The organism is candidate division KSB1 bacterium, from assembly GCA_034506255.1.
Taxonomy (GTDB): domain Bacteria; phylum Zhuqueibacterota; class Zhuqueibacteria; order Zhuqueibacterales; family Zhuqueibacteraceae; genus Coneutiohabitans; species Coneutiohabitans thermophilus.
Window position 1 is genome coordinate 26,938 of sequence record JAPDPX010000007.1, and the last position, 25,541, is coordinate 52,478.

Here is a 25,541-nt window from a genome sequence, read left to right on the forward strand (position 1 = left end):
GATATCAGCATAAGGAAAAGCGCGACCATGACTCTTCGACGATTCCCCGGACGCCGCATCATTTGGCGGTTGGGACTGAGCCTGATGCTAACCTGTTGGGCGGCATCCCTCCTGCCTGCCGCGCCGCCGCAAACGCCGGCCACAACCCCGGCACCGCCTGCGCCGGTGCCGAAGACCGCCGCCAATCCCACAGTGCAGAACCTGACGCTCAAAGACATGCTCGACATGCTGGATTGGACCTTTTGGCCGTTTGTGCTCGTCACCCTCGCGGGTTTCACCACGCTGATCTGGCGGGCCTTGTCCGATTATCAGGACCGAGTGCGCGGCCGCCAGCTTCTGGCCCAGACCATCTCGCTGAGTTCGCTCAATCAATTCGGCAGTCTGGTGAGCGCTGTGCAACCCAGCCGCGCCGCCCGGCTGTTCAAGCACATGATCATGACCTTCAATAAAACCAATCAAGCCGAGAGCCTTGCCGGCGAAGTCAACACCTATTTGGCGGATGACCGGACCAGCTACGAGACTTTCAATCGGGTGATGACGTATCTCTCCGACACTGCCGGCGCATTGGGGTTGCTGGGCACGGTGTGGGGTATTTTCGTGACCTTTTACGGCGGCACCCTCGACAGCACGACGATTCTCAACGGCATGGGGGTGGCTCTCATCACCACTTTGGTGGGCTTGATCCTGAGCCTGCTGTTCAATCTCGGCACCACCGCCCTGAACGCGGGCTACGGCGCGCATCTCAAGGTGATTGGCGACAAAGCGGAGGAGCTGCGGCAGGCGCTGCTGGCGCTGCAACGCAGCCGCAACAACATCCGCAAGAATTTCTCCGCCAGGCCGGTGTTTTCACGCGGCGAGGAAATGGCCGCGAGTACGGCGCCTCTGCAGGAGCACGGCAATGGTCGCGGTTATTGAGCGGTCACGGCTGCGGCGCGGGCTGGCCGTTGCGCTGGTGGCGGCCTGCGCCGGCACCGCCGCGGCTTTTGGCCCGCCCCGGCGCGATGCCGGCGGCACCCCACCGCTGCTCATCCAGGGGCCACAGGAAAACGTGCTGGCTGGCAGCCGCTTTCGCCTTTCATTTCAGGCGGGCACAGCCACAGATCCGGTCAATCGTCTTTTTGGCGTGGGTTTCGAGTTGCTTTACACCAACGGTCGTTACCTGCGGCTGGTAGACAACAGCCAGGCAGCCGGGCCATTGCTGGAGCCGAACACATACACCTTTCTCAAGCATGAGCCGGAGCGCGGTTTGATTTCCCTGGCGGTGAGCCGCAAACTGGGCGCAACCGGTGTGTCAGGCGGTGGCGAAATCCTTTCGCTCGCCTTCGAGGTTGCCGCCGACACGCCGCCGGGCACACTGCTGTGTTTTTCGCTCGGCGCGATCACAGCCAATGACTCGGCCGGCGCTCCGCTAGCGTTGCAAGCCGGGCCAAACGTCTGCCTGACGGTCGCGGATTTGAGCGTTGAAGTCACGCCCAATCCGTTCACGCCCAATGACGATGGCCGCAACGATCGCGTGGAATTCCGGCGCAACGGCGGCATTCCGGCGGCCTGGCGCATCTCGATTCTCGATCGCTCCGCCCGCCTGGTGCGGCGCCTGCCGGCCGGCCAGAATTTCTGGGATGGCAACGATGACAACCAGCGCCCGGTTTTGCCCGACATCTATCTTTACCTGATTGCAGACGGTGAAACGATTGTGAAACGCGGCGTGATTGCCCTGGTGCGCTGACCGCGCCACACCGTCGCGCAGGTGGCGGGCAAAGGGCAACAACAGGAACAGACACCATGAATCTCCCGACGGGAAAACGAGTGAGGGTGAGCCACCGGCTGAAACGCCTGGGCGTGTGCGCGCTGACCGGCCTGCTGGCCGCAGGCGGCAGCCTGAAAGCAGGCCCCGCACCTTCGGATCGCGGCCGCCCGTCAGCTTTGGCCGCACTGACCCTGAACTACAACCAGGTTGACGCCACCGCCTTTCCGACAATTGTTTCCTACCTTGCCGTCATCGATCAGAACGGGGCGACGGTCGGGGGGTTGACACAAGACCACTTCGTTGTGCGGGAGGACGGCACGCGCGAGCTGCCCATTATCGTGGAAGAGACCACCATCACCGATGCCGGCGTGACCATGGTGTTGACGCTCGACCGCAGCGGCAGCATGGAGCAGGCCATGCCGGCGGCCAAGCAGGCAGCCTCGACCTTTGTCAATCTCATGAGGCAGAACGATCAGGCCGCCGTGGTCAGCTTCTCGACGCGGGCCACGGTGGACCAGACTTTCACGAACGACAAGGCGCTGTTGCATGCCGCCATCAATGCCATGGTGGCACGCGGCGGCACCGCCATCTATGACGCCCTGTTGACCGCCGCCAATTTGCTGACGGGCGTCACGGGCCGCAAGGCCATCATCCTGATGACCGACGGCGAGGACAAGGACAGCAACGCCACCCTCGACCAGGTGGTGCAGCGCTTTTCCACGCGCGAGGTGCCGGTGTATGCCATCGGTCTGGACCTGAATCCCGGCAGCATCGAGGAGGCCAATCTCGTGAGAATCGCCGCGGCCAGCGGCGGCAAGTATTTCTACAGCCCCTCGACGACCCAGCTCGAACAAATCTATCGTGAGATTGCATTGCTGCTGCGCCACTCCTACAAGATCACCTACCGCACACACAATCGCACGATGGACGGCACACGGCGCCAGGTGCGCATCGAGGTCAACTATCAAGGCATGACGGCGGCGGGCAACAACAGCTACGTTGCACCGCTGCATGTGCCGACGATTGCGCCGGCGGCGGACACTCTGCCGGCGCCGATGCAGGCCTTTCCGCTGCGTCTCGAGATTCCCGCGACCAGCTTGTACATGTACAATCTCCATGATCTGCGCGTGGTGCTGCGCTATGACAAGCGCTATCTCAAAGTGAAAACGCCGGGGCGGCAAAACATCGTGCCGCTGGGCTTCTTCGGCCAGGCAGTGGATTTCACCTTCACCAGCGGCGTGGACACGGCACAAGCACTGGTGATGATGCGCTTCAAGCGCAATCTCAATCTGCCACCGGCAGAGGGCCGGGGTGGCCTCGCGCAAATCACTTTTCTGGCCAGCGCCGCCCTGCCGGACAGCACCCCCCTGCGTTTCGAAATCGTTGCGCTTGAAGCACGCGACGAAACCGGCTGGCCGGTGGCCGTGCAGCCGGATCATCTCACCCTGCTGAGCGAGGGGTTGATCGTCTGGCCGGGCGACACCAATCACAATGGCGTCGTGGAGCTCACCGATGTCACGGTTCTCGGCGTGCATTGGGGCCGAACCGGTGCCGGCCGCCCGGGCTATGCCGACTTGCATGCCTGGCAGCCGCAGATCGCCAGACGTTATCCGCGGCCGGCGGTTGCCCACGCCGACGCCAACGGCAGTGGTCTGGTGGAGGAGCGTGATCTTTTTCCCATCGGTTTGAACTGGCGCAAGAGCGTGACGCCGCTGATGCAAAAGACCAATACCCTCACCCTGGCGGCGCCGGTGGGCGTGTTGCAACAGGAAGTCGTTCCTGCGCACCGGCCCAATCACTTTCGCGTGCTGGTCAAATTCGAGAATCACTCCAACGATCTTTTGGCAGGATTGGCATTTCGTATGGACTATTCAAACGAAGACATCACCGTGGTGGAGGCGAAAGCCGGCGAGGCATGGGGCAGCACACCGCTGGTGTTGCAGCACGATGAGCCGGCGCGCCGGCGCTTTGCCATGAGCCTGATCATTCCGGCCGGCGAGCCGGTGCAAGCGAGCCGCGGCACGCTGGCGGAAATCACGGTTGCGGCAGCCACCCCGCCGCGCCCGGAGCAACTCGCCTTGCACCAGGCGGTGGTGGTTTCTCCAACGGGGGGAACGCGCGAGCTGGAGGCACCCGGCGCCGCACCGGCACCAGCCAGCGCACCACCCCGGGAGTTTTTCCTGCACGCGGTTTATCCCAATCCCTTTGCACTTTCCGGCGAAGTCGCGGCTGCCACCCTGCGCTACGATTTGCCGGAAAACGCCGCGGTCAGCCTGGAAATCTTCAACAACCTGGGCCAGCGCGTGCGGCTGATCACCTCGACCCTGGCGGGCCGCGGCCGGCATGTGGTGCCATGGGATGGCCGGGATGACCGCGGCCATCTGCTCAACAGCGGGCTTTATCTGCTCCGATTCGAGGCCGCCGGTGAGAGCGGCCGGGTGTTTCAAGCAACCCAAAAACTGATGTTGCTGCGATGACCAACGCTTGCATGCCGGCCGCGGCCGATTTTACAGCGCGAGGTGTTTTATGAACGGCGGCGGATTGATTCTGCGCCTGATCGACCTGGTCTTCATTCTCCTGTTCGGGTTCATTGTGATCTCGCAGATCAACACCAGCAAGATGATCAACCCGCCCAAGAGCACCGAGGCCAGTCCGCATCAGGACTCGACAGAAGTCATCATTGTCGGTGTGCTGCCCAACGGCGTGTATCCGATCAACGACGGCCAGACAGTTTTGCCTGATTCCATGCGCCTGCAGCAATATTTGGAACAGGAGGCCAACAAAGCCCGGGCCGCCGGCAAGCCGCTGGGCGTGCGGATTCGAGCCAATTGGGATGCGCCGGTGCGCCACGGCTTGGCGGCCGCGCAAATCTGCAAAGACCTGGGGCTGCCCAAGGGCCTGGACGTGGTGCGAACCCTGCAAAAGTGAAACGCGCGCCGGGCGCGGCAGTGGTGACAGATGAACCTTCGACTGCAGGAGTAACACATGGGTGGTAATCGTCTCATCATTCGGTTGATCGATGTCGCCTTCATCATTCTGTTTGGCTTCATCGGCATCAGCGGCATGCGCACCGAGTATCTCGACCTGCCTTCCGGCTCGAATCCGCAGAAAGAGCCGCAGGAATTTGAGGAAGTCACTTTGCGCGTGCACACCGGACGGTTCGAGCTGCTGCAGCGCGGCCATTGGGAAAGTAGCACCAGCCTGGCCGAGCTGGAGCAGACGCTGGTGCGCCTGCAGCAGACGGCACAGCAGCGCCGGCGGGCCGTGCTGGTGAACCTGGAATCCGGCACCACCGCGCGCATGCAAGATTTGATTGATGTCATCGACATTTGTCAGCGTCACAATATTGCGAAGAATCTCAGCTATGCGATCGCTCAGCAAGAAAATCGCTGACAGCAGAAACCTGCTGCCCCACTCGCTCGGCACCTCGGTGCTGCTGTTGTTGGCGATCTACCTGCTCGCCCATTTCATCACCTACAACCTTTTCGCCGAAGAAATGGTTGTGGCGGAGAAATTCGAGATTCGCGAGATCGAGAAGCTGGAGCTTCCGCCGCCAAAAAAGCTGGTGCCGCAGCCGCAGAAATTCGTGAGCCGGCCCGTGTCCGCTCCCCCTCCGGCGCCGGTGGCACCCCCGCAACCGCAGCCGCGGGACAATCCGTCCGCAGAGACCAAGACCCCGCAAATCGACGTGGCCAATCTGGTGGCGTCCTTGAATTCGCGCTCTCTGTTGTCGCCGCAGGTGACGGCGGCGCGCTCACGGCCGGGTGAACGCAACAATGTTTCGCAGGTGAAAATTCAAACAGAGGCCGCGGCATTGCAATTCGATCCTGCGGCGGCTTTGGCTGCGGCGGTGGCGGCGGGTACGGGGCGCAGCCGCGTGGGCTCACCCGGCAACATGCGCGGCGCCGGCCCGGGTGCGGGCGTGGACCTGGGGGAGGGCTCCGGCGCGGGCGTGGATGCCGGGGATGCCGGACTCTCGTTCGGCACAGGCACAGCGGGCCGGCGCTCCGGCAAGGGCGCGGGCAATGGCCTGGGAAACGGCACCGGCATCGGCGTGGGCGCGGGCAGCGGCTTCGGCGTGGGCGCCGGTGGCGGCGAAGCGGGCCTGGATATTCATGAGTTGATCAAATGGATGAAGGCGCATCCCGGTGTCATTCCCCGGCTGGTGCAATACGACATGAACCACCAGCCGGGGGATCTCGCCTCGGCCGTCACTTTCACCAGCAACGGCCGCCGTTTTCAGATGTATTTGTCCTGCAACGAAAATGATCTGCTGCTGCGCATTTGTTTGATCGAAGCGGACAAATTCATCATGCTGAAAGACAACGGCATCAAGGAGAAGAGTAATTTTCTCTCGACCGGCGGGGTGGTTTATCAGGGCGGCGCCATTCAATCGCTCATTTCTGCGCGCCAGGCACCCGGTGATCTGGCACAACAGTTTTATCGCATTTTTTGGTCGTGGTGGGAAACGGAACGAGTGAAAAAGTGAACAGTGCTGCCCTGCGCCGCCGATGGTCAGCAGGAGCAGCAGCAAAGGTTGCCATGATTCGCATCCCCGGTTTCATCCTGTTTGCCGCGGCTCTGCTGCTGGGCTGCGGCGCCGCGGGCAAAGCCAGTCGCCGCACCGCCCTGCCACCCGGCTTGGACAGCACGACGGTGGTGCAGGCTTCGCTGGTGGCGCGGCAAAACTTCGTGTCCTCCGGACGCGAGAAAAAGGCGGCCGGCCTGACACAGATGGGCCAGGAGCGCCTGCAAAAGGTCGATGCCTTCTGGCAATATTTGGAGAAACAGGAAGGCGAGGCCACCGCCCTCACGCCCGAGCAACAGGCCGGTTTCGAGCGTGCCCTCCGCGAGGGCGCGAAAAGCATGAGCGCATGGCAGAATTTCACCCAGGGCGACGAGGCCAAAGAGCGCTCGCAAGTCGCGCGGCAATACTGCCTGGAAGCCCAGCGCTTTCTCGAGGAGGCGCTGCGCCTCAATCCCTTCGATAAAAACACCCGTCTGCTGCTGGCCACGACTTATTACAATTTGCAGCGCCTCTTCGGCCTGGAAAAAAACTACACCCGCGCCGTGGAAATTCTCGAACGCCTGGTTCGTCTGGAAAAGGGCGAGCATGCGCCCTACCGCCTGCTGGCCGAAAATTACTTCGAGTTGAAGAACTACGAAGCGGCGCTCGCCAACTACCGGCGCGCCGAAGAAGTGATGCGGCAAACAGCCTTTCTCACGCCCCCGGACTCCGCCACGCTGTTCTACTATGCCTACCAACAGGGTGCCGTCCTGGCCCGTGCCTATGATGCCGCCGGCGCCCTGCAAGCCTTTGAACGTGCCAAACCGCTGGCACGCACCGCGCAGGAAAAGCAGGACATCGAAAATTATCTCAAATGGATCAACTGGGATGGCGGCAACATTCGCGCTTCCGAGCAGTGGGACAGGGTGCTGGAACTGGAGGCGCACAAGCAATATGCGCAGGTCGTGGAGGCCTGCCGCGGCATTTTGCCAACACTGCGCACAGCCCGCGCCAAAATGGCGGTGAACACCAAGCTTGCCGTGATGGAGTTCGAATATCTGCAAAAACCGGAAGCGGGCGTCGAACGCATGCGACAAGTCTTCGATGCACTCCCGCCCGCTGCCGTGGAAAAGCCCCAGGATCCCGAGATCCAGGCGATATTGAACAGCTACGGCGCCATGCTGTATCGGCTGGGTGTGGAAGCGCGCAAGAAGGAGCAAAAGAAACTGAGCCTGGCCTATTTCAGCAAGGCCGCCTCCTTCCGCTGGGACAACGTGGCCCGCGCTTATCTCGAACTGGTGCCACTGGTGTGGAACACGCCGGAGGAGGCAATCAAGTATGGCAAGCTTGCGCTCGCTGCCAACACCCAGCTCTCACCCCGGGAAAACTGTGAGCTGATGTCGTTGATGATCAAGGCGCACAAAAGCGCCGGGCGCTTCGAAGAAGCCAGAAGGTATTTTGAGGATTGGAAAAATTGCAGGCAGTGAGACCACTGCACCCGGCGGCAGTGGTCAAACTCCCCCGATGTGGAAGGATGACGACATGCACAAAAGAATCTGTCTCTTTTCTCTGTTGTGTGCCCTGGCCGCCGCCGGCGCGGGTCCGGCACAGAGCCAACCGCCGCGCGTGGAAATCGATCAGGAGATGATGCGCTACGCCATGGTCACTGATCCGGCAATGATTCGCCTGCTCGTGGAGGATTTCATGATCACCGAAGACCGCGTCGAGAGGCTGAAAATCTACGACATCTTTGGCGACGGCTATGGCGAGGGCGATCTGGCGCGCACCTACCCCGGTGGCCAAATCTATCTCATTACGCCCGGAAAAAAGGTGCAGGCCCTCATGAACGGCTGGCGCTTCGGCGACAACATCCGCTTCACCGCCAATGCCGATGACTCGCCCGAGACCTTCGAGAACGCGCCCGATTCCGTGCGCGCACTCGGCGCCATCTTCGCCTCCCTGCTGCGCGGCTTGCGCCGCAACTACAAAGGAACGCCCATCAAGATTGCCATGGAACAGAACCAGGGCGTCACCTCCATCGAGATGTGGGATTATGACAAGCGGCTGCTGCACTACACGCCGCCGCCCGTCACCAATCGCGAAGTGGTGAAGCCGGTTTACAACGTCATTTATCTCGAAAAGACCATTTCAGACTCTGTATACCTCGCCCCACCGGCCTCCGGCCGCACACGCTGATCGGAAAACCCCAGCCCGGCCGGGGTTGGAACATTGCCCCACAGACAGGTTTCATTCCGCCAAAAATTCCGCCAGCAGGCGCTGGTAGCGTTCCGCCAGCGCCTCCCGCTCCCCCTCCGCCGCCCAGGCCCGCAGCATGATACGATCATCTGCGTCAATCTGTGCCGCAAGCACCAGGGCTTCGAGATAAAGTTCCAGCGCGTTTTGCCGTCTGCTGTGTGCCAGCTCCGGGTCGCCCCGCCGGCCTGCCAGCTCAGCCTCCGCCTGCAGAAGCCGCGCAGCGATTTTGATCTTCTCCCTCTTACCCAACAGGGCGGCGGCAGTGGCGGGCGCAAGTGAAACCAGCAGCTCGCGTTCGAGGCCGAGCAGCCTGCCCGGGGCCTGCGCCAGCTCCTGCTGCGCTTCGTCATACTTCTCCTGCTCCTGCAGGCGCAGAATGCGGCGCATGACTGTCGCAAGCTGCTGCAGCAGGCGCATCAGGTAATCACGTTCGATCATGACGGTGCTGGTTCCGGCTGCGACCGGTCATTGGCCCGGCCACTTCAGTTCTGCCCCTGCGCCCTGCTCCTGGCTTGCAGTTCACCGGCCGTGATGCGGTGCTGCCAAACCAGCTTGCCGCTTTTGTCATAACATTCCATCGTCAGCTTGCGGTCACGGCGCGGGCCTTCGAAGCGCAGCATGCCAAAGCTGTGACCGGCGTCATAAAGTGTGCCCGGCACACGGTGGGGATTGTTCAAATCCTTTTCGGCGCGATAGGTGCCGGCAGTCAGGGAGGAGCTGGTGAAATCATAGAGCGGATAAAAGCCCTCCGGCTGCAGGCGGATCAGCTCACTCATGTGGCGGTCGCCGGAGAGAAACACCACGCCCCACACTCCCTGACGCTGCAGCCAGCGCAAAAACTCCTGCTGCTCATGCGGATACTTGGCGAAACTTTCTCCGGGTGCCATTGGATTGAGCATCTGATTGCCGGCCACGATGATTTTGAAGGGCGCCCGGCTGGCGGCCAGGCCGTCTTGCAACCAGCGCATCTGCGCCGGCCCGAACATGACTTTGTCCAGTGAATCCTGCGAAAAGTTGGGCGAGCGGTGGTAGCGATTGTCCAGCATGAAAAAATCGATGTCATGCCAACTGAAGCTGAAGAACACGCCGGGCACACCGTCATGGCCATATGCGGGGTTGGGCCAGTAGGCTTTGAAGATTTCCAGCGCCGGCTGCTTCATGCGGTAGGTCCAGTCGGCATCGTTGGGGCCATAGTCGTGATCGTCCCAAATCGCGTAATGCTGGGTGGCGGCGAGCAGCGCCTGCAGCTCGGGCAGGGCGCGGGTGTGGGCGCTGCGCGCTTTCATTTGCGCCACCGAGAAGAATTCCGGCTCGCGATAGTAGAAGTTGTCGCCCAGCCACAGCATCAAATCCGGCTGCTTCGCGGCCATGACGGTGAAGATGTCGTAATCACTGCCATAGGGCTTGCCGGGGCGGTCATGGCTTTCCTGGTTGACGTAGGCACAGGAGCCGAACATCACCGTGAAGGCGGGCGGTTCGCTGCGCCATTGCCAGAATGCCTGCGTCTGAAAGCTCAGGCGATACGGCCGCGGCACGAGTTTGCCGTCGAGATACAACTCATACTCATAGCGCGTGCCCGGTTCGAGCAGACTCAAAAGCACCTGCGCGATATGATCGCCCTGCGCGCTGGTTGTCACCACCGGGCTGAGGGCGGCGGTGGCGGGCTGCCCCTGAATCCAATAACGGAACTGCACCTGTGCCGGACGCGTGGTTTGCACCCACAGCGCGGCTTCCGTCATTTCCGCGTAACCGGCCATCGGGCCGGAACGCAAACCGGTGTCGGTGGGATTGGGATTGAGCGGCTGCGGCCGCGGCGCACTGGTTTGCGCGATGAGCACACCGGCAAGGGCGATCAGCAGCAAGCCACCAACATACCCTGCCCGTCGCAAAAAATCGCGATTCATCATTTTCCTGCCTCCTGATTTTGGTAACTGAATTTTGCATGCCGGCTTGCTGTTGCCTGGAATAAATGACGTGTTCACCAAGCTCCGTCAGTTACTCCGTTTCGAGATCAAGCCAGACTTTTTTCGAAATATGGAGAGACCCTGATTGCAAAATTCGCCCGTTTGCCGAAGGCCTCACGGCTTCTCTCCAGGAAAATGGGCTCCAACGAAATGGCTTTTTCCGTGGGATTTCTGCTTTCGTGGGAGGATTGTTTGAGTTTGATCCTGACACTGAGGGTTGCAGCGCTGTTGTGCTGCCTGAATTTTACATGCTGGCTTGATCTTGTCCGCAAGAAATGACATGCGTGAAGTGCAACCCTGCCGGAGTTGAGCGCACGTTTGCCTGGAAAATTTTTTCTGCACCACCCCCTGGGTGGTGCGACGTCCAATCAAAGCGGCGTTTCTCGCGGAGGGGATCAATCTGGATGCAAAATTCAGGTGGTAAAAAAGAAGCGCGCTTCGCATTGCTTTCACCGGGTTCCCGCCGACCGCCCTGCCGCCGCCTGAACCGCGCAGCCCCGCGCCGGACCATAACGCTGGTTGGCGTCAGCCAACTGCAGCCATCAGCCCGCGATGTGCACCGCGGCCTCGGATTGAACTCCGGCCGCAACCGGGCCGCGCACCACGTCGGCCAGAATTTCCGGGGGCAGCTCCGTGAGTTTGCCGCGGCGATCGACAAACACGCCCAGGGAATAGTCGCGCGCCAGCAAGCGGCCGGTGTCGGCATTGTAAATCTCATGCCACCAGGCGCCGCGCACCCGGCCGAGATGGCAAAGCCAACTGACGATCTTGATGGCATCATTATCGAAGGCGGGCTCGAAATACTCGATCTCATGCCCGCCCTGCAGCACCATCCAGTCATGCGTGCGGACTTTTTCGATGGGATGGCCGGCAGCACGAAGGGCGTCGAAGTATGCCTGTTCGACCCAATGCAAATAAACCGCATGATGCACGTGCTGCACGGTATCGACTTCGTAAGTCTGCACGCGCCGCCTGCTTTCATAACGATGCGCGCCGGCAATCTCCGCCGCATGCGGGATGCGAACACGCAGCGGTGCCAGCTCGTTGGCGGGTTGAAAGGCGGCCTGGAATTCTGCGGGGATCCGCAGCGGCTGGCCGGTGTTCAAATCGACATAAACCCAGTTGACCCGCGCGCGGGCCACCACCGCGTCATCGCGCACACGCATGAGCACATACTCGCGGTGGGAAGTCACCCGTTTCATGTCCGACACCCAGGTGGTGATTTCGAGGTCGTCGCCGTACACCACCTGCTGCAAGTAGCGAATCACCAGCTTGCGGATCACCCAGCCCGCGCCGCGCTCGCGATACCATGCGGGGCTGTAGCCTGCAGCGGTGGAAGCTTCGATGGCAGCTTCCTGCATGTACTGCACGAACACGGCCTGGTTCAGGTGGTGAAAGAAATCCAGCTCGTAATGGCGCACGCGGAAACCGCGGCGGAAGACGTGAGACAAGATTGCTCCTTTCCTGCGAATGGGGGTGCAAAAAGCCGGCGGAAGATACTCAGCCCGCTGCAGGAAGTCAAGGCCATGCGGCCGGTGGTCAGTCAAACGAATTGGCAAAGGGAAAAGACCGGCCGCAGAGCGTTGCTTTGCCAGGCCTGCCCGCCGGCAGCAACACCGTGCGCTTGCGAAGAAGACACCGGCGGCATGGTGGTGCACAGGCCACCGGAATTTTTGCTGCCATCGGCGGGAAAAATTGCTTATCTTGCCGCTGCTTTTCCGGCGGTGGCCGCACCCGGCGGTTCCCGCGCATTCGTGCCGGGACGATTTCACGGCAGTGCGGTTGAACCAGCGCAAGTGGAGTGGAGGAAACATGATCGCTTTCATCACCGGCGGCACGGGTTTTATCGGGAGCTTTCTGGCACAACGACTGGTCGAGGCCTGCGAGCAGGTGTTTTGCCTGGTGCGGCCGACCAGCTCGTTGCAGTGGCTGCAGCAGTTGCCGGTGAATTATGTTTATGGAGACCTGTTCAACGAAGCCGCGCTGGCCGGAGCCCTGCGCCAGGCCACGCATGTTTTTCACCTGGCGGGCGTCACCAAAGCACTGACCAGGGCGGCATACTTTCACGCCAATGGTGAGGGAACCGCGGCGTTGTTGCGCGCGTGTCACCGCCACTGCCGGCATCTCGAACGCTTTGTGTATGTCTCCAGCATCGCCGCCGCCGGCCCCAGCCGCGGCAAGCAACTGCGCACCGAGCAGGAGACCCCGCAGCCGGTTTCCGTGTATGGCAAATCGAAATACGCCGGGGAAATGGCTTGCGCCGAGTTTCGTTCACAAATGCCGATCACCATCGTGCGGCCGCCGATCGTTTACGGCCCGCGCGATCGCGACGTTTACAACTATTTCAAACAAGTCAATTTCGGCATCCGCCTGCGGCCGGGCCGGCGCGAACGCTGGACCAGCCTGATTCATGTGCATGATTTGGTGCGCGGCCTTCTACTCGCCGGCAGCCATCGCAGGGCTGTCGGCGAAACCTACTTCCTCACCAACCCCGAACCTTATGAATGGAACGAGCTCGGCCTGGCCATCGCACAGGCGCTCGGAAAGAAAACCCTCGCGATCACCGTGCCGGAAGCAGTGACCCCGCTGGTGGCCGCCGTGAGCGAGCTGGTGGCCAGGGTCGTGCGCAAACCCGCGCTGTTGAACTTCGACAAGATTCGTGAAATGCGGCAGGCCGGCTGGGCCTTTTCCGGCGAGAAGGCCAAAGAACAGCTCGGCTTTGTCACGGAGATTCCCCTCGCCGAGGGTCTCAAACAAACGGTGGAGTGGTATCGCGCAAACGGCTGGCTTTAGGGGTGCAACGTCCCCACACGATGGCGGCATTACGTTTTGGGCAAAATAGCGCTTGCTTCTCAAGCTGAGTCTTCTATCTTAACGCGGCTTGAAATGAGACTCGACCTTCTTTGTACCACCCCACCTCAAGTCACCAGTCATGCCAAAGCCGCGGCACATGGAAAATTGTGGAGAAGCGAGCACCGGTGAAAAGAGTTGTTGCGATCGCGACGTTCCTGACTGCCCTGATTGTCCTTCCCCTTTTTACTCAAACCTCCTGGCGCCGCGACGGCTGCCTGACTTTTTCCGGACCGATGGTGGTCGAACAACAGGAGGCAGGATGGTGGTTTGGCCTTTTTTCGCAAACGCCTTTGCGCCGGCTCGAACGCGCCGCTCTGGCTTTGCGTGCCGATACCGTGGCCATGGCCAACTGGCCCGGCTTCACGATTGAATTTTGGTTCCAGGAGGAGAGCAATACTCCCGCCACCCTGCTGGCGCTGCTGGAGTCCGGTTCCGGGCGTGTTTTCTGCCAGTTGCGGCGCCAGGCGGCAGAGCTTTTTACAGCAGAGGTGGCGCTTCCCTGCTCCATGATGGTGCTGACCGCAGCCGCAAAACACGCAGCGCAGAGTTGGCGGCATCTGGCCCTGGTTTGCGAACGCCTGCCGGGGCAACTGCCGCAACTGCGCTTGTTCCTTGACGGCACACAACTCGTCAGCCGCGTCTGCGCGACGATGCCGATTTGGCCCGGCCGCTTTGTCCTGCACCTCGGCGGCGGCACGGGCGTCTCTCATTTCGCCGGCAAGCTGGACGAGGTGCGCATCTCTGCCTGGCCGCGTTATCGCGCCGCCGGCTTTCAACCCGCCCGGCCGCTGCTGCAGGATCATGGCACCCTGGGCTTGTGGGATTTCGACACGCACCAGCAGGCGGGCATTGGCCGCAACACGCAACATCCTGCCGACGGCTGGCAGAGGGTTTGGCAGGAGGCCACCAGCGGCGCACGACTGGCAAAGTGGCAAATTGGCCGCAGTGCAGACCAGGGGCTGGAAATTCGCTGGCAAACCGCACGCGAAGACAACCTGCACGGGTTTGAAATTCAACGCCGCCCCGCCGCTGCTGCCGTGCCATTTGCGAAAGTTGGCTATGTGCCGGCCACCGGCACCAGCACCCAAAATGTGCTCTATCATTTCATCGACTATCCCGACAGCAGCGGCGTCTATGCCTATCGTTTGAAATGCGTGGATCGCAGCGGCCAGGCCGGCTACTCAGCAGCCCTGATCCGCAAATATCACCGCCCCAGGCTGACTGAAGACTGAGTCCCGGCGGCGGCAGCTTCGCAAAAACCGGACAGATCCCTCTGACGAAAAATGCCGCAGCACGGCCCTCAGCCCAATGTCACCAACTTTTTTAAACGAAGCGAAATTCCCACACCGGGACGCTGAGACACCAAGAGTTTTTCTGCAGCCATTGCCAAACAACCAGCCACGGCTCCATCAAAAATCACACCGGCCGCATAATCCTTCAGTGACGTGTGGAGTAGCGCAGACATCCCCGCCCGGGGAGAAGATGTCCGCGCGACCGTTCCCGGACGTAACTGAGGCACTAACAGGCCACCAAGTTTTCCCCCCGTGCTGCCGGTGGGTTTCGTGGTTGAAAGATCTTTGTGATAACAGCTCAGTCCCCTTTTTGATCTGCTGCGGCTTGGCGATGGCAGTTTCGCAGCGAGCATCGGCAGAATCGCAAGATAAAGCCACGGTAAACCGTGGCGGAACGGTTACTCTTTGCGAAGCCGCTGCGACTTCGCGTGCATGTTTTGGCTTTGGGATTTTACCACTTCAAAAAAGTTGGCAGCATTGGGCATTCAGCCTGCTTTGCAGACAGGAGGGTCTGCGTGAGCTTTTCATCGTAACTCTTGCTGAAGGGACGGCACTTGCGACGCACTCTCATTCATCTCCTGCTTCTCCCCCTCCTCACTGCCGGCTGTGGCAGCCGGGCAGAAAAAAGACTCGTGGTTTACTCTCCCCATGGCAAGGAGCTGCTGGAAGATTTTGCCCGGCGCTTCGAGGCCGCTCATCCCGGCGTGCAAGTGGATTGGTACGACATGGGCGCACAGGATGTGCTTGATCGTGTCCGCTCGGAAAGGGCCAATCCCCAGGGCGATATTTGGTGGGGCGCGCCGGCCCCCACTTTCATGCAGGCGGCACGCGAGGGTTTGCTGCAGGCCTATCGCCCCTCCTGGGCGGCCGCGGTGGATTCCGCGTTTCATGATCCCCGCGACTTGTGGTACGCCACCTGGATCACACCCGAAATCATCATGTTCAACCGCGAGACGCTGACGCGGGAAACGGCGCCGCAGGATTGGGACGATGTGGTGTTGGAAAAATGGCGCGGTCGCATCGTGCTGCGTGATCCAATCGCCTCCGGCACCATGCGCGCAATCTTCTTCGCCATGATCTACCGTGACTATCGCGCCACCGGTTCGTCTGCCGCGGGCTTGGACTGGCTGCGCCGGCTGGATGCCAACACCAAATCCTATGCCGCCAATCCGGCCCTGCTTTATTTGGCACTGGCGCGCGGCGGCGCGGCGTTCACGCTGTGGAATCATCCGGATGTGCCCCTGCAGGCAAATACCTATGGCTATCCCTTCGACTATGTCGTGCCGCGCAGTGGCGTGCCGCTGGTACCGGAGGGTTTGGCGATTCTCGCCGGCGCCAGGCACCCTGAACTGGCGCGGCAATTCTACGAGTTCATCACCACACCCGAGTCATTCAGGCATGCGGCGCAAACCTATTGGCGCATCCCGGCACGCCGGGATCTGGACTTCTCACAGTTTCCCCCGGAGACCAATCCCGCCCGGTTTCCGCCGCTGCCCATGGATTGGCGGCTTTTCGCCGACAGCTCGGAGGCCTGGATGCAGTATTGGGACGCCAATATCCGCAATCGGGGCAAACAGTGATATGGCGCGCGTGCGGCTGGCAGGGATTCGCAAATCTTTTGGCGCGCTCGCGGCGGTGCAGGAGCTCAGCCTGGATATTGCCGAGGGGGAATTCTTCAGCCTGCTGGGACCGAGTGGCTGCGGCAAAACCACCACCCTGCGCATGATCGCCGGCTTTGAAACGCCGGAGCACGGCCGGATTTTTTTCAACGACGAGGATGTGACGGCGCGGCGGCCGAATCAGCGCAACACCGGCATGGTTTTTCAAAGTTATGCGCTGTTTCCCCACCTCACGGTTTTTGAAAACGTCGCATTCGGCCTGCGCGCGCGCAAACGACCTGAATCCGAAATCGCGGCGAACGTGCACGAGGCGTTGCAGCTCGTGGCAATGAACGAGCTGGCCCGGCGGCCGGTGACCCAGCTCTCCGGCGGCCAGCAACAGCGCGTCGCCCTGGCGCGCGCCCTGGCCATCAAACCGGCAATTCTGCTGCTGGATGAGCCGCTCTCCAATCTCGATGCCAGGCTGCGTCACAGCACCCGCAGCGAACTCAAGCGTCTGCAGCGCCGCCTCGGCATTACCACCATCTATGTCACTCACGATCAGGAAGAGGCCCTGGCGCTTTCCGACCGCCTCGCCATTCTTGATCACGGCGTGTTGCAACAGGTGGGCACGCCGGAGGAGATTTACAAGAACCCGGCAAATTTGTTCGTGATGAATTTTATCGGCGCGACCAACGTGCTGCGTGGCCGCGTCAGCCGTGGACAAGGCAACAGTCTCACCATCAGAGGCGCGACCTGGGAAATGCAATTTCCCGGCGGCCATGCTTCGCTAGCGGCGGCCGCTGAGGTGCAGCTTGCCTTCCGGCCGGAGCATGTGATGCTGGGAGAAAGCGACGCTGTGGCAGGAGAGGCATTGCGGATCGAAGGCCGATGGCACGGCCTGGAGTATGCCGGCTCGCACTGGTTGGCTCAAATCACGGTTGACGGCATTGTGTGCACCGCGCTCATTTCCGATGAAGTCAAACACGCGTTGCTCGGGCCACAGGCCTGGTTGCCGGCCGAAGGCAGAGAAGTAACTATGCGCATTGCGCGCCGGCATGTGCGTCTGTTCCCGGGCTGATCAGGTCGGCGGGCGCGCTCCCTGTCAAGTCATGCAGTTTGGAGGCGGTCTGGTCGAGGGATATTCGTCATCTCACGCCGCATGATATCCCGCTCATGAATGCCCTGTTGCAGACCTTCGGCGAGGTTTTCAATGCGTGGGACAACTATGCCGCAAACCGTCCCAGTGAGGATTATCTCAGGCGATTGCTGGGCAGCGACACCTTTATCGCCCTGGCCGCCCTGAAGAAAGGTGTGGTTGTGGGCGGTCTCGCGGCCTACGAGCTGAAAAAATTCGAGCAGGAACGCAGCGTAATCCATCTCTACGATCTTGCGGTGAAAGCAACACCCCGGCGGCAGGGCATTGCGACAGCCTTGCTGAAAAACACTGAAAGCGATCGCCGCGGCGCGCAACGCTCATATCATCATCGTGCAGGCCGATACCGACCGCCGGGATGAACCCGCGGTTGCGCTCCATACGAAAATGGCAAAACCTGTAGCGGTTCTGCATTTCGCCATCACAATTCCAGGGGAAAACAGTGCGGCCTGATCGGATCAGGCGGGCATAAATTTCCGCTACCGTGCGCAAGCCTTCTCCCTTCACGCTCGCCGCACTTGCGGCGCTGCTCGCGGCCTTGGTGCTCACGATTTACTTTCCGCTGGGCACGATGCTGCTCGAAAGTCTGCGGGTGGTCGATCCCGCGACCGGCAGCATGAGCTTTTCACCGGCCCATTTCGCGCGCTTGTTCAGCCTGCGCGCCTCCGGCAGTCTGCAGGCCCTCATCGGCAGCTTGAAAATTTCGCTGCTGAGTGTTGTGTTGAGCGCGTTGGCCGGCGTGCCGCTGGCGATTCTGTACACCCGCTTTCAGTTCCCCGGACAAAAACTGTTTGGCGTTCTCGCCACGCTGCCGCTGTTGCTGCCGCCCCTGGTGGGCGTCATCGCCTTCTTCATTCTCATGGACGAAACCGGCATTTTGCCGCGCATCCTGCAGCATGTGCTGGCCACCAGCTCGCCACCGTTGGTCATGCGTGGTGTGCCCGCCATTCTGCTGGTGCACACCTACAGCTTCTATGTTTTCTTTTATCTGCTGACCCGCAACGCACTGACCGGACTGGATCGCTCCCTGGAGGAGGCGGCTTTGGGGCTGGGCGCAAGCCGTGGACGCTTGTGGTGGCGTGTCATCCTGCCGCAACTGCGGCCCGCCTTGCTCGGCGCGGCCATGCTGGTGTTCATGAATTCCATGGCCAGCTTCACCGCGCCCTATCTGTTTCGCGATGACTGGCGCTTTCTGTCGCTCGAAATTTACAATGCCAAGCTCAAGGGCGACTTGCCGCTCGCCATGGCGCAGTCGGTGGTGCTCGCGGGCATATCAATCGTCTTCGTCTTTGTTATGCGGTGGTACGGCAATCGCCATACCCCGGGCCGCGGCAGCAAGGGCGTGGCTGCGCCCGCGCAAATGGTCACCAGCCGCTGGCAAAAATTTGCCCTGACGGCCGCCGGCAGTATCGTCACCCTGCTTGTGATGCTGCCCCAGCTCACGCTTCTGCTCATGGCCTTCGTGAAGAACGGGACGTGGACCGCGGAGATCCTGCCGGACACTTTCACCACCGCGAACTTTGCCGAATTGTTTCGCAGCCGAAAAATGGCAGAGCCCTGGTGGAACAGCCTGTGGATGTCTGCCGTGGCCACGGCATTGGGCACGATTTTGGCCTTGGCCGCCGTGTTGCTTGCCACGCGCAGCAAACACCTGCTGCCAGGCATGGCCGGCCTGCTCGAGATCAGTGTCATGCTGCCCTGGGCAGTGCCGGGCACGGTGATCGCCATGGCTTTGATCGCGGCATTCATCACCCCCCATTGGTTCACCGGCGGCCGCATCCTGGTTGGAACTTCTGCCATTATGGTGCTGGCCTATTTCGTGCGGCATCTGCCCATTCAATTTCGCGCCATGGCTGCCGCGCATGCCCAACTGGATCCGGCACTGACGGAGGCGGCGCACAACCTGGGTGCCGGTGGCTGGATGGTATTTCGCCGTGTGACGCTGCCGCTGATTCTGCCCGGTGTCATCATCGGTTCAGTTACCGCCTTCGTGATTGCGCTCGGCGAATTTGTCTCCTCCATTTTGTTGTTCACTCCCTCCAACCGGCCGCTGGCGGTGGCGATCTTTTCCGAACTGCGTGAGTTCGACCTGGGCAGTGTCGCGGCCTACTCGGTCCTGCTCGCCGTGCTCATCGCCGTGACACTGGCGCTGGCACAAAAATTTCAGGGCCCGCAGCAACCTGGTTTCACCGCCTGATCGGCTGCGCCCGGTTGCTCTGCCGTCTGCCATGGGCCAGCAGCGCAGCGCCGACGCTGGGCTGCGGCGCCGTTTTTCGCCGCACAACCTTTTTGTTCGATCGGTTTCTTCATTTCTTCCGGCGCGTGGGTAATTATGAAGGTCATCAATTCAACAAAGGAGCCTGCCATGTTGACAAGAAAGGACAATGCTGAAGCCGAACGCAGCAGTGGTGAACTGAATACGATTATCGGGCGCGGCTCAGTTTTTGAAGGAACTCTCACCGTGCAGAGCAGCTTGCGAGTGGATGGCAAGGTGGTTGGCAACGTGCAAGTGAGTGATGCCTTGATCGTCGGCAAGGAGGGGGAAATCGAAGGGGAAGTGCGCGTGCGCAATGCCATCATCGGCGGCCGGGTGCGCAACCGCATTCTGGCGAGCGGCAAAGTGGTGCTCGAGGCCAAATCGGTGGTGCATGGCGAGGTGAAAACCTCCCGGCTGGTGATTGACGAGGGTGCCATTTTCGAGGGCAGATGCACGATGAGTGACGACGACAAGGCGGCCTCTCTGCCTGAAAACGCCAGCCGCGGCAACCGGCCGGGCACGATGAACATGGAGGTCATGTCCCGGCACGAAGCGGCTGCTGCACGATGAGGAAATCCCGCCATGAAATTTTCATTCTTGAGCAAGCTCTTTGGCGACGCCGCTGGCAGCCAGCCGCCGCCGGCGCAACGCCCGCAGCGGGACCTCCGGGATTTTGAGACACCACTCTTCGCCAGCCGGCCGGCGCCTCCCAATCCCAAACCCGTGGTACCGCGAACCACAACTTCACAACCTTCGAAAAACGTCATGGAAGATACTGGTAAAACCGGCGACCTCAATACCATCATCGGCAAGGGTGCTGTCATCGACGGCACCATCAAAGTGCAAAACAGCATGCGCCTGGATGGCAGGGTGACGGGGCATATCCTCACCACCGATGCCCTGGTGGTCGGCAAGGATGGTGAGATTCGTGGTGAAGTCCGCACCAAGAATGCCGTCATTGGCGGTTTGGTGAACGGGCAGGTTTTTGCCAGCGGCAAGGTGGTGCTGGAGAGTCGTGCGGTTTTGAAAGGCGACATCAAGACCACCAAGCTCATGGTCAATGATGGTGCGCGCTTCGATGGCAATTGCTCGATGAGTGAAGACGGTGGCGTCAAAGCCTTGACCCACGGCCAGAGCCCTGCCGAGGCTACCAGAGCCGGTGATTTCAGCCGCAGCGCTGCCGGCCGGCATTGAAGCGTTTCTTCCGCTTCCCGCAGTTTTGCCTGAAAACTGCGGCTGCGTGCAAGGATTTCGCGTTTGCCGGATGATTATCTGGCTGCGCGGCTCCCTGTCGGTCAGATAACATTCCCCCCACGGGCTGAGGTTTCCCAAATTTTGAAGGTCGTGCCAACGCTCAAGTGTCGGAGCTACGACCAGGCCGCTGCCGAAAAAGAATCCTGAAGATTCATGCTGCCGCGGCAGGCCACAATCGCTCCGCACTTTCACACCACCCTCTCTCCCTGCCGGTTTTCCGCTTGACTTGCTGGGCATGGGAATGTACATTGCCGCGCGTTGCAAAACACCAACAGGCTTCACGCCACGGCAGATTCCAGGCTCAGCGAGGAGGAGCGGGTGGTGTTCCAACAAACGTTGCGCAATCTGTTGCTGGGCGGGTTGCTGTGCACCGCGCCCATTTGGGCGCAGGAGGCTCCCTCCGCCCTGCACCCGAAAGGCGCGCGCTTCATCAGTGCCGATACCTTGTTGTTGGGCAACGGGCTGGTGACGGTGCAGGTGCTGGCCGCGAGCGACACCAGCAAGACACCGCCCAACGAGATTACCGTGGCGGGCGCTTTCACGGTCGGCACACCCACCAAGCGCCTGCTTTTCGGCTTTGGCCAAGCGCTCTACAGTTCCCACCTGAACGTTCGCGTAGACGGCAGGACATACAGCAACATCCCCTACCACAGCGGTGCCGAACCATTGCGGGTGACAGCTGCACCACACCGCGCCGGCGGTGCGATCCGATGCGAATACGCCGTTGGTGACGTGAGCATCATGCAGCGCCTGACGCCCGTGCAATTCAGCCGCACCACCGGTGCCGTCTTCATCGAGTATGAAATTGTCAACCACTCGCCCCTGCCCCATCTCGTCGGTGTGCTGCTGCAGCTCGACACCCAGGTGGCGGGCAACGACGCGGCCTCGATTCTCACCCGCTTTGGCTACAGCCGCCGCGACACCGTCTTCACCGCTCCCGCCATACCGGAGTTCTTTCAGGCCTTCGAGACCACGCGCGGTCCGGGCGACACGCTGGGGTTGATCGCGCAAGGCACGCTCAACGGCAATGGTGCGGTGCAGCCCAACCTCTTCATCATAGGGAATCATTTCGACTTGAAAACGGTGAGCTGGGAATACACACCCGTCGCGGGTTTTTACGATGACAGTGCCGTGCTGCTGCGCTGGGATGAACAATATCTCCAATCCGGCGAGCACCGTGTCGTTGCGACTTATTACGGTGTCGGAGATGTCGCCAGCAACGTCGGTGCACCCTTGACCCTGCACCTCGCTGTCGCGAGCAGCCTGAGCGCAACTCGCGGTGTGCTCTCACCCAACCCCTTCGAGGTCAATCTGCTGGTCAACAATCGGCTCACTCAAACCGTGAGTGCGGTGCAGGCCAGGCTGCTCCTGCCGCCCGGCTTGCTGCTGGCCTTTAATGAGCAAGCCACCAAACTGCTGGCCGATCCCATTCTCAGCCCGGCCGAAACCAGCACTGCCTCGTGGAGGGTGGTGGCGCAATGTCCGCCGGCGGATACCACATTGAATTTGACGGTGCAGGTTTCCGGGCTGCCACAAGTCGCGAAGGCGATAACCGATTCCATCTTCATCCCCAGTTGTGCCGTCCCGGTGCCGGATTTCGAGGTGGTGGCTGCGCCGTCGTTGCGATCGCTAACAGCGGGTGAGACTGCGGATTTTCAAATCTCGCTCAAGGCTTTCGATGGTTTCAACCAGGAGGTCGCGCTTTCTTTCTCGCCCATCCTTCCCGGTATCGAGGGCAGCTATGTGCCCGAAAGGATTTTCCCCGGGCAAACGTCCCTGTTCAGACTGCACACCAACCGCAGCCTGCTCGCGGGAGAATATTCCTTCAACGTAATTGGGCAGGCCGGCAGCCTGAGGCGCAGCGCTGTGGTGCGCGTGCAGGTTGTGCCTGCCGCGTTGCCGGATTTTCAAATTGTCATCCAGCCGCGCAACAGGTCTCTCGTTGCAGGCGATTCCACCACCTTTCAAGTCGGGGTTACAGCGCTTGCAGGCTTCAACCAGGAAGTCGTACTCTCCCTCGCACCCGCCCTTCCCGGCATGAATGGCAGCCTGGCGCCCGCCCGCGTTTTGCCCGGGCAGCGCGCCATACTCGCGCTGCGCACCGGACGCGATTTGCTCGCGGGGGACTATGCCATCATTATAACAGGCCAGGGGGCCGGCTTGACGCGCAGCGACACGGCACTGGTTCATGTGGTGGCGGCCCCGCCGCTGGATGTCAAGCCGCCACTGTTCATCAATTTCAACCCCGCCCCGGATGACAGCGAAGTGCCGCCACAGACCGCCATCGCACTGGAGATTGTTGACGATATCACCGGCGTTGATTCGGCCAGCATTCGCATGCAGGTGAACGGCGTGCCGGTCATACCGGCGATTACAGGCGCGCAGCAGCGCCTGGCGGTGGTTTATCAACCCGGCTCGCCATTCCGTTTGAATGAGACGGTGCGCGTGCAGGTGGCCGCGGCGGATCGCAGCCGGCCGGCCAATGCTGACAGTGTGGCTTATTCGTTTCGCATAAGGCCCGATACGGCCCCGCCGTTTGTGACCGAACGCCACCCCGGACGCAACAGCCGCAACGTCGCGCTGCACACCGACATCCGCCTGGAAGTGCGTGATCTGGATTCCGGCGTGGACAGCAGCACGATCGCCCTCCACCTTGATGGCACAAGGGTGCAACCCGTGATCAGCGGTACGCCGGCGCAATACTTTGTGCACTATCTTCCGCCCCGCGCATTTCGTGACAATCAAACGGTGCACGTTCGTCTGGAGACCAGGGATCTGGCGTCACCAGCCAATATTCTCTCGCCCCCGGAAGAATACACCTTCACCACCGTACGCGATTCCCTGGCACCGCGGCTGATTGATCCGTTTCCCGCGCCCTCTGCCATCAATGTGCCGGCGAATATCGAAATCCGCGCCAGCCTGGAGGATGACTTGACCGGCGTGGCCCGCGAAACCATCGTCCTGGCGATCAATCAGCAGACGGTCGAGCCCATTCTGACCGAGATCGAGCGGGGTTTTCAGTTGCACTACCGTCCAGCAGCCGGGCCTGCACCGGGCGACACGGTGTTTGTGCATCTCCGTGCCCGTGATCGCGCCAGCACGCCCAACGAACTGTCACGCACTTATTACTTTGTCATGGCGCGTGACCGCGATCAGGAGCCACCTTATGCCACACGTCAAAGCCCGGCACCCGGCGCCACCAACGTACCGGTGACGGCCGGCATTTCCGTGCACATCATCGACAACGGCAGTGGCGTTGATCGCAACGCATTGCAGATGTCCATCAACGGCCAGGCGGTTTCGCCCGTGATAACCGGACACCCCGGTGACTATCTCCTGACCCATCAGCCGCCAACGCCGTGGCCTTACAACGCCAGGATCACAGTGGTGGTACAGTCACAGGATTTGGCGGTACCGCCCAACATCATGCCGCCCGACACTTTTGCATTCGAGGTCGTTCAGGATATTTCCCCGCCATTTGTTACAGACCTGACACCAGCCAACGGCGCCACAGAGGTGTCCGCAGCGACGAACATCTCGTTTCTGGTGCGCGATGAAGGCGCCGGAGTTGACCGCAGCTCGATTCAGCTTCGGGTGAATCATGTGAACGTGGTACCGCAAATCTCGGGAACGGCCGACGCATATGCAGTGCACTATCAACCGGTGCAAGAATTTCTGCCGGGCGAGAGGGTGGCGCTGGAGATTCAAGCACAAGATTTGTCCACTCCGCCCAATCGTGCGACAGTGTCTTCTTTCTTCACTGTCGGTCAATCCCTGCCGGACTTGATCGCGGTCGAGTTGGTGCCGGTCGGCGAGTTTTCTGCAGGCCGGCCCGGTCAGGCACGCGGCCGCGTCAGGCTGGAGGCCAGGGCGCCAGTAGCCGGTGTTCAGATTCACTTCCTTGCCGATGGCCGGGTTTGGCAGGATACCACCCTGGCCAGTGTGGTTCCCGGCCGGGATATTGATCTGCCGGTCTCGTTCATTTTTCAGGAGCGGGGCAGCCACACGCTCAGCCTGGTTTGTGATCCGGCGGGGGTGCTGCGGGAGGCGAGTGAAACCAACAATCAACAACACTTGCTCATTCAGGTTGCTGAGTTACAGGTGCTGTCGGGCAAACTGGTGGTTCGCCCCAATCCCTTCACACCCAATGGCGACGGCTTCAATGACGTGGTGGAATTCGACTTTTCCGGCTTGAATATTGTAAATCCCACCTTGCAGATCTTCGATGCCAATGGCATCCCCTTGCTCACCAACAATCGCCACAGCGGCAAACGCATGCAGTGGAACGGCCGTGACGAGCGTGGCCGCGAATTGTTACCCGGCGTTTATCTTTATTCCTTGCAGGAGAAAGGCAGGAATGTTGCCAGCGGTTACGTCGTGCTGGCGCGCTAAAGGTTTCAATTTTTTTTCTGATCACATGAAATTTTTTGCCCTGAACAAGGAACTATACTAACAAAAACATGGGGATTCTGTGGGGGAGTTGAAAGGGTGAATCATCTGACATTTGACCCGGGGATGCTCAGATTATTCCCCTTTCTTCTTTGGGGGGATAGAGCAACGGGAAAAGCCATCACTCGTGCATTTGCAGGCTGGGGGCCTCCATGATGAGCGCAGGGCGCGACTTCCGCGGGCAACCCGGTTAGCCGGAAGGATTCCC

Annotated in this window: 19 protein-coding genes and 1 pseudogene; 17 read left to right on the forward strand and 3 right to left on the reverse strand. The window is 60.9% G+C overall.

All coding sequences use genetic code 11. From position 1 onward, the window contains the following. The first annotated feature begins 27 nt into the window (after window positions 1–27). From ONB52_15095 to ONB52_15130, 8 genes are read left to right on the forward strand one after another with little or no spacing between them, the layout of a single operon-like run. A complete protein-coding gene (locus ONB52_15095; GenBank protein MDZ7417463.1) occupies window positions 28–915 on the forward strand; it encodes a MotA/TolQ/ExbB proton channel family protein in 888 nt (295 codons plus the stop codon). Next, entirely contained in the window at window positions 899–1,726 is an 828-nt protein-coding gene (locus ONB52_15100; protein MDZ7417464.1) for a gliding motility-associated C-terminal domain-containing protein, read from the forward strand. Before ONB52_15095 ends, ONB52_15100 begins: the two co-directional genes overlap by 17 nt. A 56-nt stretch (window positions 1,727–1,782) precedes the next feature. Then, window positions 1,783–4,224 carry a VWA domain-containing protein gene (locus ONB52_15105; protein ID MDZ7417465.1) on the forward strand — a complete coding sequence of 814 codons (2,442 nt, stop codon included), beginning with the start codon at window positions 1,783–1,785 and terminating at the stop codon, window positions 4,222–4,224. A gap of 49 nt (window positions 4,225–4,273) precedes the next feature. After that, entirely contained in the window at window positions 4,274–4,675 is a 402-nt protein-coding gene (locus ONB52_15110; protein ID MDZ7417466.1) for a biopolymer transporter ExbD, read from the forward strand. Window positions 4,676–4,732: 57 nt separating this feature from the next. Further along, entirely contained in the window at window positions 4,733–5,140 is a 408-nt protein-coding gene (locus ONB52_15115) for a biopolymer transporter ExbD (protein MDZ7417467.1), read from the forward strand. After that, entirely contained in the window at window positions 5,112–6,236 is a 1,125-nt protein-coding gene (locus ONB52_15120; GenBank protein MDZ7417468.1) for a DUF3482 domain-containing protein, read from the forward strand. The genes ONB52_15115 and ONB52_15120 overlap by 29 nt, the downstream gene beginning before the upstream one ends. Window positions 6,237–6,289: 53 nt before the next feature. After that, window positions 6,290–7,741, forward strand: a complete 1,452-nt coding sequence (locus ONB52_15125) for a hypothetical protein (protein ID MDZ7417469.1) — start codon at window positions 6,290–6,292, stop codon at window positions 7,739–7,741. Between the two features lie 55 nt (window positions 7,742–7,796). Next, a complete protein-coding gene (locus ONB52_15130; protein MDZ7417470.1) occupies window positions 7,797–8,450 on the forward strand; it encodes a hypothetical protein in 654 nt (217 codons plus the stop codon). A 51-nt stretch (window positions 8,451–8,501) separates the two neighbouring features. Here the strand turns inward: ONB52_15130 and ONB52_15135 are convergent, their stop codons facing one another. From ONB52_15135 to ONB52_15145, 3 genes are all read right to left on the reverse strand, one after another. After that, window positions 8,502–8,948, reverse strand: coding sequence for a hypothetical protein (locus ONB52_15135; protein MDZ7417471.1), 447 nt, complete (start codon window positions 8,946–8,948; stop codon window positions 8,502–8,504). 44 nt (window positions 8,949–8,992) lie between these two features. Next, window positions 8,993–10,417: an alkaline phosphatase family protein gene (locus ONB52_15140; GenBank protein MDZ7417472.1), complete on the reverse strand. Its 1,425-nt coding sequence runs from the start codon at window positions 10,415–10,417 to the stop codon at window positions 8,993–8,995. A gap of 599 nt (window positions 10,418–11,016) precedes the next feature. Continuing rightward, window positions 11,017–11,925 (reverse strand): thioesterase, encoded by a 909-nt coding sequence (locus ONB52_15145; GenBank protein MDZ7417473.1) that lies wholly within the window; start codon window positions 11,923–11,925, stop codon window positions 11,017–11,019. Window positions 11,926–12,286: 361 nt separating this feature from the next. On the opposite strand from ONB52_15145, the gene ONB52_15150 reads away from it, so the two are divergent. The 9 genes and pseudogenes from ONB52_15150 (at window position 12,287) to ONB52_15190 (ending at window position 25,276) form a co-directional block, all read left to right on the forward strand. Further along, window positions 12,287–13,267, forward strand: a complete 981-nt coding sequence (locus ONB52_15150; GenBank protein ID MDZ7417474.1) for an NAD-dependent epimerase/dehydratase family protein — start codon at window positions 12,287–12,289, stop codon at window positions 13,265–13,267. Between the two features lie 185 nt (window positions 13,268–13,452). Continuing rightward, window positions 13,453–14,559, forward strand: a complete 1,107-nt coding sequence (locus tag ONB52_15155; protein MDZ7417475.1) for a LamG domain-containing protein — start codon at window positions 13,453–13,455, stop codon at window positions 14,557–14,559. A gap of 614 nt (window positions 14,560–15,173) precedes the next feature. Continuing rightward, on the forward strand, window positions 15,174–16,199 hold the full coding sequence (locus tag ONB52_15160) for an extracellular solute-binding protein (GenBank protein ID MDZ7417476.1): 1,026 nt from the start codon (window positions 15,174–15,176) through the stop codon (window positions 16,197–16,199). A gap of 1 nt (window position 16,200) precedes the next feature. Continuing rightward, the gene (locus tag ONB52_15165) at window positions 16,201–17,298 is read left to right on the forward strand and encodes an ABC transporter ATP-binding protein (GenBank protein MDZ7417477.1); all 1,098 of its coding nucleotides are present in this window, start codon (window positions 16,201–16,203) and stop codon (window positions 17,296–17,298) included. A 95-nt stretch (window positions 17,299–17,393) separates the two neighbouring features. Next, window positions 17,394–17,826, forward strand: a pseudogene (locus ONB52_15170) (GNAT family N-acetyltransferase). Window positions 17,827–17,857: 31 nt separating this feature from the next. Beyond that, window positions 17,858–19,570 carry an iron ABC transporter permease gene (locus tag ONB52_15175; GenBank protein MDZ7417478.1) on the forward strand — a complete coding sequence of 571 codons (1,713 nt, stop codon included), beginning with the start codon at window positions 17,858–17,860 and terminating at the stop codon, window positions 19,568–19,570. A 168-nt stretch (window positions 19,571–19,738) separates the two neighbouring features. Continuing rightward, window positions 19,739–20,200, forward strand: coding sequence for a polymer-forming cytoskeletal protein (locus tag ONB52_15180; protein ID MDZ7417479.1), 462 nt, complete (start codon window positions 19,739–19,741; stop codon window positions 20,198–20,200). 12 nt (window positions 20,201–20,212) lie between these two features. Beyond that, window positions 20,213–20,824: a polymer-forming cytoskeletal protein gene (locus tag ONB52_15185; protein ID MDZ7417480.1), complete on the forward strand. Its 612-nt coding sequence runs from the start codon at window positions 20,213–20,215 to the stop codon at window positions 20,822–20,824. Between the two features lie 381 nt (window positions 20,825–21,205). Next, a complete protein-coding gene (locus tag ONB52_15190) occupies window positions 21,206–25,276 on the forward strand; it encodes a gliding motility-associated C-terminal domain-containing protein (protein ID MDZ7417481.1) in 4,071 nt (1,356 codons plus the stop codon). The last annotated feature ends 265 nt before the right edge of the window (window positions 25,277–25,541 follow it).